Source organism: Sphaerisporangium perillae (assembly GCF_023276435.1).
Taxonomy (GTDB): Bacteria; Actinomycetota; Actinomycetes; order Streptosporangiales; family Streptosporangiaceae; genus Sphaerisporangium; species Sphaerisporangium perillae.
In genome coordinates, this window is record NZ_JALLPO010000056.1 from 1 (window position 1) to 16952 (window position 16952).

At 72.2% G+C, this 16952-nt stretch carries 15 protein-coding genes; 3 read left to right on the forward strand and 12 right to left on the reverse strand.

The genetic code is table 11. From position 1 onward, the window contains the following. Window positions 1-695: 695 nt before the first annotated feature. The 3 genes from ftsL to mraZ form a co-directional block, all read right to left on the reverse strand. Window positions 696-1280 (reverse strand): cell division protein FtsL, encoded by a 585-nt coding sequence (gene ftsL, locus MYF83_RS37215; protein ID WP_248965509.1) that lies wholly within the window; start codon window positions 1278-1280, stop codon window positions 696-698. Further along, window positions 1277-2248 carry a 16S rRNA (cytosine(1402)-N(4))-methyltransferase RsmH gene (rsmH, locus tag MYF83_RS37220; protein ID WP_248965510.1) on the reverse strand — a complete coding sequence of 324 codons (972 nt, stop codon included), beginning with the start codon at window positions 2246-2248 and terminating at the stop codon, window positions 1277-1279. The genes ftsL and rsmH overlap by 4 nt, the downstream gene beginning before the upstream one ends. A 290-nt stretch (window positions 2249-2538) precedes the next feature. Continuing rightward, window positions 2539-2970, reverse strand: coding sequence for a division/cell wall cluster transcriptional repressor MraZ (gene mraZ, locus MYF83_RS37225; protein WP_248965511.1), 432 nt, complete (start codon window positions 2968-2970; stop codon window positions 2539-2541). Window positions 2971-3445: 475 nt separating this feature from the next. Here mraZ and MYF83_RS37230 point away from each other — a divergent pair, with 475 nt between their 5' ends. Genes MYF83_RS37230 through MYF83_RS37240 form a run of 3 tightly spaced genes read left to right on the forward strand, consistent with a single transcriptional unit; the run spans window position 3446 to window position 8255 of the window. Then, entirely contained in the window at window positions 3446-4480 is a 1035-nt protein-coding gene (locus tag MYF83_RS37230) for an AAA family ATPase (RefSeq protein WP_372500354.1), read from the forward strand. Further along, entirely contained in the window at window positions 4480-5760 is a 1281-nt protein-coding gene (locus MYF83_RS37235; RefSeq protein WP_248965513.1) for a DUF58 domain-containing protein, read from the forward strand. Before MYF83_RS37230 ends, MYF83_RS37235 begins: the two co-directional genes overlap by 1 nt. Continuing rightward, entirely contained in the window at window positions 5757-8255 is a 2499-nt protein-coding gene (locus MYF83_RS37240) for a transglutaminase TgpA family protein (RefSeq protein ID WP_248965514.1), read from the forward strand. The genes MYF83_RS37235 and MYF83_RS37240 overlap by 4 nt, the downstream gene beginning before the upstream one ends. 301 nt (window positions 8256-8556) lie before the next feature. Here MYF83_RS37240 and MYF83_RS37245 read toward each other — a convergent pair whose 3' ends face one another. The 9 genes from MYF83_RS37245 to MYF83_RS37285 all read right to left on the reverse strand — a co-directional run bounded on the left by MYF83_RS37245 (window position 8557) and on the right by MYF83_RS37285 (window position 16913). Further along, on the reverse strand, window positions 8557-8949 hold the full coding sequence (locus tag MYF83_RS37245) for an SCO2097 family morphological protein (protein WP_248965515.1): 393 nt from the start codon (window positions 8947-8949) through the stop codon (window positions 8557-8559). A gap of 147 nt (window positions 8950-9096) precedes the next feature. Beyond that, window positions 9097-10353: a DNA polymerase IV gene (gene dinB / locus MYF83_RS37250; protein ID WP_372500355.1), complete on the reverse strand. Its 1257-nt coding sequence runs from the start codon at window positions 10351-10353 to the stop codon at window positions 9097-9099. An 81-nt stretch (window positions 10354-10434) separates the two neighbouring features. After that, window positions 10435-11244, reverse strand: coding sequence for a methyltransferase domain-containing protein (locus tag MYF83_RS37255; protein ID WP_372500356.1), 810 nt, complete (start codon window positions 11242-11244; stop codon window positions 10435-10437). 42 nt (window positions 11245-11286) lie between these two features. Beyond that, window positions 11287-11697 carry a transcription antitermination factor NusB gene (nusB, locus tag MYF83_RS37260; protein WP_248965517.1) on the reverse strand — a complete coding sequence of 137 codons (411 nt, stop codon included), beginning with the start codon at window positions 11695-11697 and terminating at the stop codon, window positions 11287-11289. A gap of 1 nt (window position 11698) precedes the next feature. Then, window positions 11699-12259 (reverse strand): elongation factor P, encoded by a 561-nt coding sequence (gene efp, locus MYF83_RS37265; protein ID WP_248965518.1) that lies wholly within the window; start codon window positions 12257-12259, stop codon window positions 11699-11701. 51 nt (window positions 12260-12310) lie between these two features. Then, window positions 12311-13357, reverse strand: a complete 1047-nt coding sequence (locus MYF83_RS37270; RefSeq protein ID WP_248965519.1) for a M24 family metallopeptidase — start codon at window positions 13355-13357, stop codon at window positions 12311-12313. 84 nt (window positions 13358-13441) lie between these two features. After that, window positions 13442-15016, reverse strand: a complete 1575-nt coding sequence (locus MYF83_RS37275; protein WP_308201567.1) for an MDR family MFS transporter — start codon at window positions 15014-15016, stop codon at window positions 13442-13444. A 182-nt stretch (window positions 15017-15198) separates the two neighbouring features. After that, complete coding sequence (locus tag MYF83_RS37280; RefSeq protein ID WP_248965521.1) at window positions 15199-16239, reverse strand: LLM class F420-dependent oxidoreductase; 1041 nt, start codon at window positions 16237-16239, stop codon at window positions 15199-15201. A 53-nt stretch (window positions 16240-16292) separates the two neighbouring features. Then, complete coding sequence (locus tag MYF83_RS37285; RefSeq protein WP_248965549.1) at window positions 16293-16913, reverse strand: nucleotidyltransferase family protein; 621 nt, start codon at window positions 16911-16913, stop codon at window positions 16293-16295. Window positions 16914-16952: the final 39 nt, after the last annotated feature.

Consider the following 16952-nt stretch of genomic DNA (forward strand, 5'->3'; position numbering starts at 1 on the left):
GGCGGCCTCCCCGGGACGGCCCCGTGGCGGGACGCGCCGCGGGCCCTGCCCGGTGCCGAGCACGCGGCGCGGGGTGGCGATGGTGGCCTCGGGCTCGCCTCTGACCGGCCGCGCCGGCCCGTCGGTACGCGAAGCGGCGCCGCCGGGCCTCGGCGGGCGCCCTGCGCCACCCGACCGGCCGCCCGGACCGCCGGAGCCGCCGGAACGCCCGGAGCCGCCGGCGCCCTCGGATCGCCCGGAACCGGCCGGACGGCCGCCGGATCCGTCGGGGCGCCCGGAGCTCCCCGGCCGGCCGGCCGCTCCACCCGAGGCGCCCGCGCCGCCCGAACGGCCACCGGAAGCACCTGAACCGCCCGAACGATCACCGGAAGCACCTGAACGGCCCGAACGACCACTGGACGCGCCGGGAGCGCCCGAACCGCCACCGGACGCGCCCGCACCACTCGAACGGCCGCCGGAAGCACCTGAACCGCCCGAACGGCCGTCCGGAGCGCCTGGGTCCGAGCCACCGGAACGCCCGGAGCCGCCGGAGCGGCCACCGGGGCCCTCAGGGCGTCCGGGACCTTCGGGCGGGCCCTGGCGGCCTCCGGATCCGGATCCGGAGCCGCGCCGGGGCCCGCCCGGACCGCTTCGCCCGCCTCCACCGCCGCCCGGACCGTTGCGACCGGGCCCGGGGGGGCGGCCGCCACCCTCTCTCACCGGATCGAGACCCCCGCGCCCTGTGCCCCGGTGCCGGCCGGAGCCTGGTTCTGGCTCGCCGCCCGGCCGGCCCCCTGGCCCTCCGGCGGGATGACCAGGACCTGCGGCGCCCGCTTGTCGGGCTTCTCGCCCAGCTTGCGGGCCTGCTCGGCGAGCCTCTCCGGCTGGGAGTCCAGCAGCACTTTGGTGCGCGCGGCCGCCGCCTCGTCGCGCAGGCGCTGGGTGCTCTTGACCAGGTCGTTCGCCCGGTAGGAGTCGGTGGCGAGCACGACGTTCAGCAGCAGCAGACTGACCAGGCCGCCGCACAGCAGGCCGACGACGAGCAGCACGAACGGCATGCGCGGCGCGCCACGCCGGACGGTCGCCCGCGGCGGGGCCTCCGCGGCCTCGGCCACCGGCGGCGCGGGCGCGGCCGCGCGCCTCGGAGGACGCGACGGCGCCGGGCGCCGGACGGTCCTTTCGGGCCGCGGCGGCGCGGTGACCGCGCGGGTGCCGCGCGCCGTGCGCACAGGCCTGTCGTCGACGGCGGTCGCCGTGCGGACGCTGACGGCCTCTTGCGGTGTCTCCTTGTCAATGCTCATTCCGGCTCCCGGATCCTCTCTGCCGCCCGCAACCTGGCCGAGGCAGCGCGCGGGTTGCGCGCGACCTCTTCCTCGTCTGGGAGCTCCGCTCCCCTCGTCACCAGACGGAACCGCGGCTGGTGGGCCGGCAACGGGACGGGCAGCCCCGGAGGGCTGGTGTCCCTGGTTCGCGCCGTGAGGACCTGCTTGCTCAGCCGGTCCTCCAGTGAGTGGTAGGAGAGCACGACCACGCGCCCTCCGACCTTCAGTGCGTCCAGTGCAGCGGGGAGCGCCCGTTCGAGAGCGGTCAACTCCCCATTCACCTCGATGCGTAAGGCCTGGAACGTTCTTTTGGCGGGGTTTCCACCGGTACGACGGGTCGCGGCCGGGATCGCGTCACGGACGATCTCCGCCAGCCGCTTGGTCGACGTGATCGGCTCCTCTGCCCGCTCCCGGGCGATGAAACGCGCGACGCGCGCGGCGAAGCGCTCCTCGCCGTAGTCGCGCAGGATGCGGGTCAACTCCGCCTCGGAGTAGGTGTTGACCACCACATCGGCCGTGAGCTCCTGCTCGGGGTCCATGCGCATGTCGAGGGGAGCGTCGTAGGAGTAGGCGAAGCCGCGCCCGGCCTCGTCGAGCTGCGGGGAGGACACCCCGAGGTCGAACAGGGCCCCGTCCACGCGGGGATGGCCGGCGCGCGCGAGCACCTCGGGCAGCTCGTCGGAGACCGCCCTCACCAGGGTGACGCGGCCCGCGTACGGCGCGAGGCGTTCGGTGGACCGCTCGATGGCGGTCGGATCCCGGTCGATACCGACCAGGTGAAGATCTGGGTGCGCGGCCAGCAGCGCCTCCGCGTGACCGCCGAGGCCCAGATTGGCGTCGACCAGCACGGGGCTAGGACCGGCGAGCGCGGGAGCGAGAAGCTCCAGGACGCGTCGCAGCATCACCGGGACGTGCCCGCCCGGCTCGGCATGATCTTGGACATGCATGGTCAAACCCCCTTTGCCGCCTTGGTCGTGTCCATCGAAACCCCGGGACACTTCCTGCTCGCGGATATGCGGCCTTCCATTCGGCCTTTCGCCGGCGGGCTCTCGCCCCCCCTTGTAAACGGCTCGTCCGGCCAGGTCCCCATCCGCGTCCCCTCTTCGCGCCCCGCCACCTGACACCGGGGAAGGTGCATCAGCTGGCGGCGGCGCTGCGGTGACCGGAACCGTCCCGGCACCATGGGAGCGGGTGGAGACCTCGCCGAACGACGTCTTCACCGACGAGTCGACCTTCGTCAAAGGACTCCTGGCAGCACCTCCTCCGACAGCTCGGAGAACGCCTGCTCTTGGTCGGCCAGATAGGTGTCCCAGGCCGTCGCGTCCCAGATCTCCAGCCGCGTGTTGGCCCCGATGACCACACAGTCGCGGCGAAGGCCGGCATACTCGCGCAGGCTCTGGGGGATGGTGATCCGCCCCTGCTTGTCGGGCGTCTCGTCGGAAGCACTGGCGAAGAAGACGCGACTGTAATCGCGAACGGCCTTGGCTGTCACGGGCGCGGTACGCAGCGCCTCGGTGATGCGCTGGAACTCCTCTACTGGAAATACGTAGAGGCACCGCTCCTGGCCCTTGGTGATCACAAGACCCTCCGCCAGCTCCTCACGGTACTTCGCCGGCAGGAACAGTCGTCCTTTTTCGTCCAGACGCGGTTGATGGGTGCCGAGGAACACCGGCCCCACCTCCCGTGCCATGTGGAACGGCCGGCGCTTGGACCCCAGCCCCTCCACTGCGCACCACCATACTCCACTTCTCCCCACCGTCAACTGATTCAAACCGTGTCGGACGGCTGCCATGCTCGCGTTTTCGCAGGTCAGAGCAAGTGGAGTGGAGTGGAGGGCCCTGGGGGCGCAGCATGCGCTGACGGGCGTGTCGGGCCGCCGCTTGACATATCCCGGTCACTTTCCGGGCCCGCGGGGCGCAGGATGGAGGAACGAGAAGCCGGGGGTGGGGAGAAGTGGAGCGCCGGAGCGGTCGCTCGTGTCACGGTATTCGCACCTTCACGGAACATGAACGCGACTCCGGAGCAGAACACTGGGGCTGTTCATCCCGAATATGACGGAAAGTCGCCCGGGAACCTCCGGCACCGTAGTGTCGGTACGCACAATGAAAAAGGAACGACAAAGCCCCCCGCAATACGATCCCGGCGTGGGGCTGCCGCACCCTCATGGAGGCCCGGTGGGAATAACCCACGATGTCGGACAGGAGCTGGATGGTCTGGTCGCCACGGCGCACCGGATCCGTGAGGCGATCGAGTCGGTGATCGAGGGCAAGAGCGACGTCGTCCGCCTCACCCTCACGGTGCTGCTCGCGGAAGGGCACCTGCTCATCGAGGACGTGCCGGGAGTCGGCAAGACCATGCTGGCCAAGGCGCTCGCCCGGTCGATCGACTGCCCGGTGCGCCGCGTCCAGTTCACCCCAGATCTGCTTCCGAGCGACATCACGGGCGTCAGCGCCTTCAACCAGCAATCACGCGAGTTCGAGTTCAAGCCCGGCCCGGTCTTCGCCAACATCGTGGTCGGCGACGAGATCAACCGCGCCTCCCCCAAGACCCAGTCGGCGCTGCTCGAGTGCATGGAGGAGCACCAGGTCACCGTCGACGGCACCACCTACCGCCTCGAGACGCCGTTCATGGTCATCGCGACCCAGAACCCCATCGAGATGGAGGGCACCTATCCCCTCCCCGAGGCCCAGCGCGACCGCTTCACCGCGAGGATCGCGATGGGGTACCCCGAACCCGCCGCCGAACTGGAGATGCTCGACGTCCACGGCGCCTCCTCGCCGCTGGACAAGCTGGAGCCCGTCGCCACGACCGCCGAGGTGAAGGCGCTGATCGACGCCGTGCGGGCCGTCTACGTCTCCCAGCCCATCAAGAAGTACGCGATCGACCTGGTGACCTCCACCCGCCAGTCCCCCGACCTGCGGCTCGGCGCCTCCCCGCGCGCCACCCTGCACCTCGTGCGGGCCGCCCGCGCCCAGGCGGCGCTCGCCGGACGCGACTACGTCATCCCTGACGACCTGCAGGAACTCGCCGTCCCCGTCCTGGCCCACCGTCTGCTCCCGAGCCTGGAGGCCCAGGGGCAGCGACGCCGCCCCGAGCACGTCATGGCCGAACTCGTCCGTCGCGTCCCGGTGCCGGACAGCCGGGAGAGGGGGTTCGACGGGGCGGGATCCGAGCGGTGATGGCAGGGCTCAGGGCGCTCACCTCGCGCGGCCGCTCCTTCCTCGCCTCGGGCGTCGCCGCCCTGCTGTGCGCGTTCGTCCTCGGGGAGCACGACCTGCTGCGGGTCAGCGTGCTGGTCATCACGCTGCCGCTGCTCGCCGCCCTGGTCGTCGCCCGCACCCGCTACCGCCTCAGCTGCGCCAGGCGCCTTGACCCGAGCAGGGTCGAGGTGGGCTCCGACAGCACCGTCACGGTCCGGCTGGAGAACGTCACCCGGCTCCCCACCGGGCTGCTGCTCATCGAGGACACCGTTCCCTACGCCGTCGGCACCCGCCCCCGGTTCGTCCTGGACCGGGTGGAGTCGCGCGGCATCCGGGAGATCGACTACAAGGTCCGTTCCGACCTGCGGGGCCGGTTCCCCATCGGGCCGCTTTCGGTGCGCATCACCGACCCCTTCGGCCTGGTCGAGCTGACCCGCGCCTTCACCGCCACCGACACGCTGATGGTCGTCCCGGAGGTCGTGCCGCTCCCCCACGTCCGCCTCTCCGGCGAGTGGACCGGCGGCGGCGACAGCCGCAGCACCAGCGTGGCGGCGGCCGGAGACGACGACATCGGCCCCCGGGAGTACCGCCAGGGTGACGACCTGCGCCGGGTGCACTGGCGATCCACCGCGCGGTACGGCGAGCTGATGGTGCGCCGCGAGGAGCAGCAGTGGCAGAGCCGGGGCGCCCTGCTCCTGGACACCCGCAGGCACGCGCACCGCGGCGAGGGCCCGCGCTCGTCGTTCGAGGTGAGCGTCTCGGCGGCCGCGTCCATCGGGATGCAGCTCGCCCGCGACGGCCTCGGCCTGCGCCTGGTCACCGACCAGGGCGCCCAGCACCTCCCCGACACCGCGGGCGGCCACTCCCTCCTCGACGCGCTCGCCGTGGTGCGCCAGAGCACCGCCCGCTCGCTCGACACCGGTATCACGGCGCTGCGGCAGGGCGGCGGGGACGGCCTCATCGTCGCCGTGCTCGGCGACCTGGACGCCGAGGAGGCCCAGGCGATGGCCCGGCTCAGGAACAGCGGGGTCACCGGCGTCGCCGTCCTGCTCGACGTGCGCACCTGGCAGCAGACGCCCGCCCACCACGCGGCGGTGGACGAGTCGTTCGAGACGGCTCGGGCCATTCTCGCCGGCTCCGGCTGGCGGGTCGTGCGGCTGCCCGCCGGCACCTCCCTCGCGGCCGTCTGGCAGGACGCCGGCCAGAGCAGCCGGTACGCCGGGCCGCGGGACACGATCACGGCAGGAGACGCGGCATGAGACTTCCGATCGCGGCGGGCCTGGCCACGGCCGCGGCCTCGATCACCCTCTATCCCCTGTTCCGCGGGGGCACCTGGTTCTGGACCGGGATGGGCGCGATCATCGTGGTCGTCGTCGCCTCGGTCCTCACCACCCGCAACACCATGCCGCGATGGCTCGGCCCTCCGGCCGAGCTCTTCGTGCTGTGGGTCTACCTCACGATGGTGTTCGTCCTCGACGACAACTGGGCGTGGATCCTCCCCACCAAGGACTCCGTCGTCTCCCTGGCGCGGCTGCTCGGGGAAGGGTTCGACGACATCCAGCGGTACGCCGCCCCGGTGCCGGCCAACCCCTCGATCTCCCTGCTCACCGCCGGTGGCATCGGCCTGATCGCCGTGCTCGTCGACCTCCTCGCCGTGCGGCTGCGGCGCGCGGCCCTCGCGGGGCTGCCGCTGCTGGCCCTGTTCACCGTGCCCGCGGCGGTGCTGTCCGACCCGATCAGCTGGCCGGCGTTCATCATCGGCGCCCTCGGGTACGTGGGCCTGCTCACCGCCGACGGGCGCGAGCGCCTCAGCCACTGGGGCCGCGCCGTCCTGGTGCGCCGCTCGCGCGGCGCGGGCGCCCGGATCCAGACCGACACCGCCCCGCTCTCGCTGGCGGGCAAGCGCATCGGCTTCGCGGCGATCGCCCTGGCCATCGCGCTGCCCGCGCTGCTGCCGACGCTGGAGCCGAGCCCGCTGTTCGGGTTCGGCGTGGGCTCGGGCACCGGCAGGGGCGGCAACACGATCACCATCCCGAACCCGATCGCGAGCCTGCGCGGCCAGCTCAACCAGCCCCAGAACGCCACGGTCCTCACCTACACCAACAACGACAACGTCCCTCGCTACCTGCGGATGTACTCGCTGGACACCTTCGACGGCGAGCAGTGGACGATGTCGCAGCCCAAGGGCCGGCCCGAGGACCGCGTGTCGGAGGCCCCGATGCCGCCGCCGCCCGGCCTGTCCCTGGACGTCCCGGTGAAGAACGTCGCCACGCAGATCCGGGTGAGCGACGACGTCGAGGGCCTCAGCTTCCTGCCGCTGCCCTATCCGTCGGCATCGGTGCGGGTGGAGGGCGACTGGCGCGCCGACGAGAGCACGCTCATGGTCTTCTCCACGCGCGACACGGCGGGCGGGCAGTCCTACAGCATCGCCGGCCGGGAGCCCCAGCCGACCACCGACGACCTCAGGACGCTCCCCGGGACGCCCGACGTCGAGATCGCCACGCGCTACCTCGCCCTTCCCCCGGACCTGCCGCCGCAGATCCGCGGCATGGCGGCCCGGCTGGTCAAGGACACCGACACTCCCTACGAGGCGGCGGTCAAGCTCCAGTCGTGGTTCACCTCGGGAGGCGGCTTCGTCTACAGCCTGAGGACGCAGGGCAACGGCAACGAGGCGCTGCTGGACTTCCTGAACAACCGGGCCGGCTACTGCGAGCAGTTCGCCGCCGCCATGGCGGTGATGGCCCGCGTCCTCGGCATCCCCGCCCGCGTGGGCATCGGCTACACCGGCGGCTCCTTCATCGACGGCTCCTGGCAGGTCCGCACCCACGACCTGCACGCATGGCCCGAGCTGTACTTCGAGGGAGCCGGATGGCTGCGCTTCGAGCCCACCCCGGCGGGCGGTCTCGGCCAGGCCACGGCCCGGATCCCCGACTACAGCCGCCCGCCTGTCACGACCGGCACACCGGGTGACACCCCGACCGCCGGGCCGACCGGCGGCACCGACGCGAACGACCCGGCCGGCGGCCTGGCGGGCGCGAGGCGCGATCCCCGCGACCCCGACACCGGTCTCGCCGCGGGCCCGGTCATCGTGGACACGGGCGTCCCCGTACCCGCCAAGATCGGCCTCGGCTTCGTCGCCCTGCTGCTGGTCGGGCTGCTCCCCGCCGCCTGGCGGGCGCTGGTCCGCTACCGGCGCCGGCGCGCCTGGGCCCAGGCGGACGGCGCGGCCGGGGAAGGCGGCGCCGCCGCGGCCCGCGAGGGGCGCCTGCGCGGGCAGGCCCGGGCGCCGGAGACGGTCCTCGGGCACGCGGTGCACGCGTCGTGGCAGGAGCTGATCGACACGCTGTACGATCTGCGGCTCGGTCACGAGGCGAGCGAGACCCCGCGCGCCCTGGCGAGGCGGCTGGTCGAGCAGTGCGAGCTGGACGGCGCGAGCGCCTCCTCGATCACGAGGATCGCCTCGGCCGAGGAGCGGATGCGGTACGCGCGCACGCCCGGGCGGGTCGGCTCCCTGAGCGAGGACATGCGGACCGTGCGCGACGCGCTGCGGGCGAGGGTGCCGCGCTCGCGGCGGCTGCGGGCCACGCTCCTGCCGCCCTCCACGCTGCGCAGGCTGAGAGGCGTGGGAGAGAAGATGCTCGACGGCTTCGACCGGCTGGAGACACTGCGGCTGTGGCCGCGGCGTCGCGACCTCCCGCCGCCCGGCCGGGAGCAGGCCGCCGAGGAGCGCCCGCTGGCCGGTTCCCGGCGCTGACCCGCCCGCGTCCCGCCGGTGAAGGCCCGTGGACGGGTCTCCCCCGGCGGGAGGCGGGCCGCCCGGGGGCGAGGGGACGCCGCTTCGCCCATGGCGAGGCAGGACACCGCGCGAAGGCCTGGTGCGGGAGTGGGTCCGGGACATGGCTCGCATGCCCACCCATGGGTGGGCATGCGAAAAGGGAGGACCGGCCCGGAGGGGCCGGGGATGCCGAGAGCCGTCGGTGTCCGAGAGGGCCGCCTCGGACGGTCAGGCGCGGGCCACGTCGCGGGGGATCACGATGACGGCCCGCCGCGACGTGTCAGCGTTCCTCGCCCCGGCGGCGCCAGCGCTCTTCCATGCGTTCCATGAAGCTCGGCCTGGCGGCACGCCGGCGGTCGGGCTTCGCGTCGGGGGCACCCGGCTTGGCCTCACCGCCGAACCCGTTCATGCGTTTCCAGCTGGACAGGCCCCAGACGGACGCGGCGAGCATGACCACAAAGCCACCGACACCGAGAGGGATGAGCGGTGCCACGGCGCCGACCATCAACAGGACGACACCGAGGACGAAGCCGATCGAGGCTTTCACCAGGCGACGTTTGTAGTGGTTGCGTGGATCACTGATCCGTACGGTATTGGCCCACTTTGGGTCCTCGGCGTAGAGGGCCTGCTCGATCTGGTCGAGCAAGCGCTGCTCGTGCTCAGAGAGCGGCACGGCGCCTCCCAAGGACGGCCCCTTGACGGGGAAGACGGCAACGGGCACCACAGGGTGTCCGGACCTCGCGGTCGGTTATCCCCAGAATACGAGGCTGTAGACGTAGGCGAAAGAAAACGTCCAACGTAGACCAAACCGGAGGTGACGTCATAGATCCATTCCATCAAACGGAGGGCGAACCAGCGAGGCCGGGCGGACCGCTTCCGGGCCGAACCTGCGCATGGCCTTGTCCATCGCCATTTCGGCCTCCCGCCAGCCGGTTTCGCGCTCGCCGAGGCCGAGTTGGCGGGTGGCCGTGCCCACGGGGCGGAGGTTCTCCACCCGGACCCCGACCAGGCGGAGCCGCACGCGCTCCAGCCCGGCGGCACCGTAAAGGTCGCAGGCAGTGGCATATATCTCTTTCGCGACATCGGTCGCCTCGCGCAGCGTGCGGGCGCGAGTGATCGTCGTGAAGTCGGAGCGGCGGAGCTTGACGCTCACCGTGCGGCCCACGTGACCGCCGCCCCGCAGCCGGGCCGCGACGCGCTCGGACAGCCTCAGCAGCTCGCGGCGGATGGCGTCGGGATCGTCCACGTCGTGGGAGAAGGTCTCCTCGGCGCCGATGCTCTTGTCGGGGACGTGCGGGGTGACCCGGCGGTCGTCGCGCCCCCAGGCGAGGGCCGCCAGATGGGCCCCGACGGCCCCGAACTCCCGCTGCAGGGTCGAAGGGGGCACATGGGCCAGATCACCCACGGTCTTGATGCCGAGCCGCACCAGGGCCTGCTCCGTGCGCTCGCCGACGCCCCACAGGGCGGCGACGGGCAGGGGATGCAGGAAGTCCACCACCCCGTCGGCGGGGATGACCAGCAGGCCGTCGGGCTTGCAGTGCCGGGAGGCGAGCTTGGCCACGAACTTGCTGCTCGCCACGCCCACCGAGCAGGTGATGCCGTGGCGCTCGACGACCTCGGCGCGGATCAGCTCGCCGATCCGCGCCGGCGACCCGAGCCTGCGCAGGGCCCCGCTGACGTCGAGGAACGCCTCGTCGGACGCGATCGGCTCCACCTCGGGGGTGACCGAGTGGAAGATCTCCATCACGCCCTTGGAGACCTCGGAGTACTTGCCGTGGCTCGGCGGGATGACCACGGCCTGCGGGCACAGGCGGCGGGCGCGGGTCATCGGCATCGCCGAGTGCACTCCGTATCGCCTGGCCTCGTAGGTGGCGCTGAGCACGACCCCGCGGGCGCCGGCGGCCCCGATGATCACCGGGGTGCCCTTCAGCTCAGGGCGCTCGAGCAGCTCGACGCTCGCGAAGAAGGCGTCCATGTCGACGTGCAGGATGGGACAGCCGGTGTCGTCGGCCGGCGCCGCCCGGCCCGGGCCACTGCCCTGCCCTGGCTCCGACCGCAGAACCTGCTTGCGCGACACAGGCTCATCCTAGCCGAACAGGCGTTCTAGCAGTGACTTTCATCGGCCGATCCGGCCCGCCCGGCCGGCCGCGGACCGCGCTCACCGGTGGCCGAGGAGGTGGAGCTGGGTGGCGATGTCGCGCAGCACCGGATGGGCCGCGGCGGCCTGCTCCAGCGCGATCAGCGCCCGCGCCGCCCCCGGCTCCCCGTCGAGCAGCCGGCCCGGGACCAGATCGGCGAAGACGCGCACGCCCCTGACCTCTCCAGGGGTGAACCCGGCCGCCGACAGCAGCGCGGCGAGCGTCTCGCCGCTGAACCGGCGGGGCGTCGGATCTTGGTCGCCCCACCTGCCGGCGGGATCGGCGAGCACCTGCCTGGCCTCGTCGAAATGGCCCGAGAGCGAGCGGTGGATCGCCGTGGCGACGGGATTGGCCGCGAGCACGCTGATCACGCCGCCCGGCCTCAGCACGGCCGCGACGGCGCTCAGCGCGCTCGCCGGATCCTCGACGTACTCGAGGACGCTGTGGCACAGCACCAGGTCGGCGCAGCCGGGCTCGAGCAGCTCGCGCAGGTCTGAGGCGTCGCCCTGGATGCCCTTGACGCCCACGCCCGCCTCGGCGGCGCGCCGCTCCAGGGCCGCCAGCGAGTCGGGGCTGGGGTCGACCACGGTGACGACGTGGCCGAGCTCGGCCAGCGGCACGGCGAAGCCGCCGGTGCCGCCGCCCGCGTCGACGATGTCGAGCCGCTCACGCCCGGTGGCCCCCGCCCGCTCGGCCAGCGCGGCCCGGAGCGCGTCCCACACCACGGCGGTGCGCACCGCCGGAGGAGTGCCCGCCTGGCGTGTGGCGCCTTCGGTGCGCAACTTCAGCTCGCCTCCTTGAAGCGTGTCGGCCGGCCCCGCTGGAAGCATGCCGGTCTGGCCCAGCCTACGCGGTGCGGGCGCGCGGCGGCCTCAGAGGGCGAGGGACGGCTTGAGCTGCTTGAAGCGGGCGAGCAGGCCGTTGACGAACTGCGGCGACTCGTCGGTGGACAGCTCCGAGGCCAGGTGCACCCACTCGCTGATGACCACCGCCTCGGGGACGTCCGTGACCCACAGCAGCTCGTAGGTGCCGGCCCGCAGCAGGTTGCGGTCGACGGCCGGCATGCGGTCGAGGGTCCAGCCCTCAGAGTAGGTCGAGATCAGCTCGTCGATCCGCGACCGGTGCCGGTTCACGCCCTCGACCAGCGTCGAGGTGTACTCGTTGACGGGCGGCTCGGCCCGCTCGACGCGCTCGGCGAGAACGTTCGCCGGCGGCTCGCTCCGTAGCTCGGCCTCGAAGAGAATGTCCAGTGCGCGTCTGCGCGCCTTTCCCCGAGCGGACACCTCAGGCCCGGCCGAGGTACTCGCCGGTGCGAGTGTCGACCTTGACCTTCTCACCGGTCGTGATGAACAACGGCACCTTGATCTCGGCGCCGGTCTCCAGCGTCGCGGGCTTGGTGCCACCGGTCGAGCGGTCGCCCTGCAGGCCCGGCTCGGTCTGGGAGATCGTCAGCTCGACGGCCGCGGGGAGCTCGACGTACAGGACGTTGCCCTCGTTGACCGCCACGGTGGCGAGGGTGTTCTCCAGCAGGTAGTTGGCGGCGTCGCCGACCGTCGGGCGCGAGACGTGCAGCATGTCGTAGGTCTCGGTGTCCATGAAGACGAAGTCGTCGCCGTCCATGTAGGAGTACTGCATCTCGCGCCTGTCGACGTTGGCCACCTCGACCTTGACGCCGGCGTTGAAGGTCTTGTCGACGACCTTGCCGGAGAGCACGTTCTTCAGCTTGGTGCGGACGAAGGCGCCGCCCTTGCCCGGCTTGACGTGCTGGAAGTCCACCACGCTCCAGAGGTCACCGCCTTCGAGCTTGAGCACCAGGCCGGTCTTGAGGTCGTTGGTCGTCGCCACTCGTTTTCTCCTGCGTCGTCATGGTCGCGCTCGCTGGGCCGCCGTCCTGCCTCACAGGATCAGCAGCTCCTTGGTCGTGCGGGTGAGGAGCTCCGGGCCGCCGGCGCGTGTCACGAGAGTGTCCTCGATCCGGACGCCGCCCCTGCCTGGCAGATAGACGCCGGGCTCGACGGTGATCGGAACCCGATCCTCAAGTCTACCGGCACCGGCAGGACGCAGGAACGGGTCCTCGTGGATCTCCAGGCCCACGCCGTGGCCGAGCCCGTGGACGAAGTGGTCGCCGTGCCCGGCGCCGGCGATGACGTCGCGCGCGGCGGCGTCCACCTCCTGGATCCCCGCGCCCGGCGCGAGCGCGTGCCGCCCGGCCCGCTGCGCCGCGCGGACCAGGTCGTACAGCTCCCGCTGCCACTCCGACGCGGTTCCCATGGCGACCGTCCTGGTCATGTCGGCGTGGTAGCCGTCGTACAGGGCGCCGAAGTCCATGGTGATCAGGTCCCCGCGCTCGACCGGCCGCTCTCCGGGGACGTGGTGCGGGACGGCGCCGTTCGGGCCGCTCGCCACGATCGTGTCGAAGGCCGGCCTGTCGGCGCCGAGCTCGACCATGCGCGCGTCCAGCGCCCTGGCGATCCGCCGCTCCGTCATTCCCGGCGCGATCGTGGTGATCACCTCGGCGAAGGCGCGGTCGGTCAGGTCGCAGGCGGTGCGCAGCGCCTCGATCTCCCCCTCGTCCTTGACGACCCTCAGGCGCTCCACGACGCCCTCGACGGGGGCGGGCTCGCCGCCGAGCCGCCGGTAGCGGGCCACGGACATGTCGTGCGCCTCGATGCCCGGCCGCTCCGCCATCTTGACCAGGGCGCCCGCCACGTCGCGCTCCTGGACGACCTCGACGCCGGGGCAGGCGCGCGCGGTCTCGATGTAGCGGGAGTCGGTCGCCAGGACGGCCGAGCCGTCCTCCCGCACGAGGACGGCGGCGTTCGAGCTGACCAGGCCGGTCAGGTACCGCACGTTGACGCCGCGGGTGACGAGCAGGGCGTCGATGCCGTGCTCGGCGAGCAGAGCGGCGAGCCGCGCGCGCCGCGTTTCGTAGATGACGGTCATGTCCGCACCTTACGGCCGGCCGGCCCCGCTGCCGCAGGACCGGGCCTTCCGGGACGGCACCGGGGACGCCCTGGTGCCGTGCGGTCAGGTCGTGTCGGGAGGGCTGCTGTGGGCGGAGCGCAGCGGGAGCTCGCGCAGGTAGACCACCGCCAGGAAGCCGACCAGGGCGGCCGGGACACATGCCAGGAAGACCATCTGCATGGCCTGGGTGAAGGACTCGATCACGATGTGCTGGAGGGCCGGCGACAGCTGCCCGATGGCCTCGGGAGTGCCGAGTCCGAGGTCGGAGCCCGGGGGCACCTTGATCCGGGCGGCGGCCAGCATGCCGGTCATCTCGTCCCTGACCCGGTTGCTGAGGATGGCGCCGAGGGCCGCCACGCCCACCGCGCCGCCCAGGTTGCGGAAGAAGGAGATGCCCGAGGTGGCCACGGCCATGTCGCGCGTCTGCGCGGCGTTCTGTGCGGCGAGGACGAGCATCTGCATGCTGAAGCCGAGACCGGTGCCGAGCACGGCGATGTCGACGCCGATCACCCAGTCGCTGGAGTCGGTGCGCAGCTGGGAGAGCAACGCGGCGCCGACGGAGACGAGCAGCATGCCTGCGACCGGGAAGATCTTCCAGCGGCCGGTGCGCGTGACCACCCGTCCCGCCCCCACCGCGGACACGAGCAGGCTGAGGACCAGGGGGATGGTCATGACGCCCGACATGGTGGGGGTCATGCCCTTGACGATCTGGAAGTACTGCGGCAGATAGATCATGACGCCGTACATCGCGATGCCGACCAGCAGTGACGCCGTGCTCGCCAGGACGAAGGTGCGGTCGCGGAAGAGCCTCGGCGGCAGGATCGGGCCGGCGGCGTGCCGCTCGGCGAGGATGGCGAGGCCGAAGAGCACCACCGCGACGGCGCCGAGCCCGTACGTCCACCCGGAGTTCCACGGGAACTCCTGACCGCCGAAGGAGAGCAGCAGCATCAGCGCCGAGGCGCCGCCGGTGAGGGTGAACGCGCCCAGCCAGTCGATGCGGGCGTCCCGCGCCTCGTGGTCGTACCGGAGCACCCTCTGCACGACGGCGAACGCGACCAGGGCCAGCGGGACGCAGCAGTAGAAGCACCAGCGCCAGCCGAGCCAGGGGGCGTCGACGATGAAGCCGCCCAGCAGGGGCCCGCCGACGGTGGACACGCCGAACACCGCGCCGATGTAGCCGGAATAGCGGCCTCGTTCCCTCGGCAGGACCACATCTCCGAGGATCACCTGGGTCAGCGCGGACAGGCCGCCGGTGCCGAGGCCCTGCAGCGCGCGGGCGGCGACGAGCATGCCGATGCTCTGTGAGAGGCCGGCGATCACCGAGGCGACAGCGAAGATCACGAGGGAGAGCTGGAACATGCGCTTGCGCCCGAACAGGTCGGACAGCTTGCCCCACAGAGGAGTGGAGGCGGTCAGCGTCAGCAGCGGCGCGGCCGCGACCCAGGAGAGCTGGTCCTGGGCGCCGAACTCCCCGACGATGGTGGGCAGAGCCGTGCCCACGACGGACGTCGAGATCTGCGAGGTCATCAGGGCGATGAGCAGCCCCGACATGACCTTGAGGATCTCTTGATGAGTGTAGGTCCGGCGGTCCCCCGACTCGCCATGTGCGTCCGCTCGGGTATCCCCCTGTAACGCCACTACAGGCCCCCAGTTTTATGTTTTTACCAACTATTTGTATTAGAGGCCTGTTTACCTTGTCAAACAACTACACAGCGCTACATGGGGCGAAAAGGGGAAAGGCGGCCGGGCGGATCGGCCTTCGCCGCGCCGCCCGCCGCCTCCCCGACCTGGCCGCGCCGGTGCCCGGCGCGGCCCGCGGCTCAGGCCGCCAGGTCCTTGATCTTCTCGATCAGCTTCAGGCGCTCCTCGTGGGAGCCCGCGATCGGGTTGACGTTGATCGTGGTCACGCCCGACTCCTTCATGGCCGCGATGCGGTCGCGGACGAACCCCTCGGAGCCGACCAGGGACATCTTCTCCAGCAGCTCCATCGGCACGAGCGCCGCCGCCTCGTCCTTCTTGCCCTCGAGGTAGAGGTCCTGGATCTGCTCGGCCTCCTTGTCGTACCCGTAGCGGCGGGCCAGATCGTTGTAGAAGTTCCTGCCCTTGGCGCCCATGCCGCCGATGTACAGCGCCGCCATCGGCCTGCCGAACTCCAGGAACCCCGAGACGTCGTCACCGATCGCCAGCGTCGCCTGGGCGACGACGTCCAGCTCGCCGAGCTCGGCGTCCCGCTTTGCCTTGCCGGCCGCCAGCGAGGCGCCCCACACGTCGGCGGCCTTCTCCGGCACGTAGAAGATCGGCTCCCAGCCCTCGGCCAGCTCGGCGGCCAGCTCGACGTTCTTCGGGCCGATGGCCGCGACCACGATCGGGATGCGCGGCCGGACCGGGTGGTTGATCAGCTTCAGCGGCTTGCCCAGGCCGGTGCCCTCCCCCTCCGGGAGCGGCAGCTGGTAGTACTTGCCGTCGTGGGTCAGCCGCTCGCGCCGCCACACCTTGCGGCAGATCTCGATCACCTCGCGGGTGCGGCCGAGCGGCGCGGTGTAGGGCACGCCGTGGAAGCCCTCGATCACCTGCGGGCCCGACGCGCCGAGCCCGAGCACGAATCGGCCGTCGGAGACGTAGTCCATGCCGGCCGCGGTCATGGCGAGCAGCGCCGGGGTGCGCGAGTAGATCGGCAGGATGCCCGAGGCGATCTGCAGCCGCTCGGTCCTGGCCGCGATGTAGCCCATCTGGCTCACCGCGTCGAAGCTGTAGGCCTCGGCGACGAAGACGATGTCGAGCCCCGCGCGCTCGTAGTCGGCCAGCTCCGCCACGGTCTCCTTGAAGCCCCCGGCGTAGTTGAGGGCCATGCCGATACGCATCCCGCGTCCTTCCGTCGAGGCAAACCGAATGATGTTCCAGTAGCCAGGCAAGGCTATCGAGTCGCCCGCCGGGGGTCGACCCCTGGGGGCCGCGCGCCCCGCGAGAGGCGGGCCAGATCGTCCGGGGTGTCGATGTCGGCGGGATCGCCCACGTCGTCGCAGGGCACGGGCGTGACCAGCTCCGGATGCGCGCGCAGGAACGGCCGGGCCCCGACGTCGCCGGCCGCCAGCCTCGCCACCTCGCCGAAATGCTCCCTGCCGATCAGCACGGGGTTGCGCATCGCGCCGCCGTACGTCGCGACCGCCACCGCCGCCCCGACGCTCCTCGCCTCGATCAGCCGCTCCACGGCCCCCGCGCCGATGAGCGGCTGGTCGACCAGGGCGATCACGACGGCCTCGGCGGACGCCGGCAGCGCGTCCAGCCCGGCCCGCAGCGAGGAGCCCATCCCCGACTCCCAGTCGGGGTTGCGCACGGTGACCGCGCCGGCCACCTGGACGGAGACCGCGCCGAGGACCACCACGACCGGATCGCAGCCTCCCTCGCGCAGCAGGCGCGCCCCCCGGTCGGCCAGCAGCTCGCCGCCGAACGAGACGGCCGCCTTGGGCGTGCCGAGCCGGGCCCCTTTGCCCGCCGCGAGCAGCAGCCCGGCGCAGCCCGGCCCGCGCCCGGTCATCCCGCTCCCATCCAGCTCACCGGCCGCCTTCCCGGTCAC

Bases quoted from the DNA above. Each gene is read 5' to 3' on its own strand.
- ftsL (WP_248965509.1), bottom strand. From the start codon at position 1,280: ATGAGCATTGACAAGGAGACACCGCAAGAGGCCGTCAGCGTCCGCACG.
- rsmH (WP_248965510.1), bottom strand. From the start codon at position 2,248: ATGCATGTCCAAGATCATGCCGAGCCGGGCGGGCACGTCCCGGTGATG.
- MYF83_RS37235 (WP_248965513.1), top strand. From the start codon at position 4,480: ATGGCAGGGCTCAGGGCGCTCACCTCGCGCGGCCGCTCCTTCCTCGCC.
- MYF83_RS37240 (WP_248965514.1), top strand. From the start codon at position 5,757: ATGAGACTTCCGATCGCGGCGGGCCTGGCCACGGCCGCGGCCTCGATC.
- MYF83_RS37255 (WP_372500356.1), bottom strand. From the start codon at position 11,244: ATGCTTCCAGCGGGGCCGGCCGACACGCTTCAAGGAGGCGAGCTGAAG.
- MYF83_RS37270 (WP_248965519.1), bottom strand. From the start codon at position 13,357: ATGACCGTCATCTACGAAACGCGGCGCGCGCGGCTCGCCGCTCTGCTC.
- MYF83_RS37280 (WP_248965521.1), bottom strand. From the start codon at position 16,239: ATGCGTATCGGCATGGCCCTCAACTACGCCGGGGGCTTCAAGGAGACC.
- MYF83_RS37285 (WP_248965549.1), bottom strand. From the start codon at position 16,913: ATGACCGGGCGCGGGCCGGGCTGCGCCGGGCTGCTGCTCGCGGCGGGC.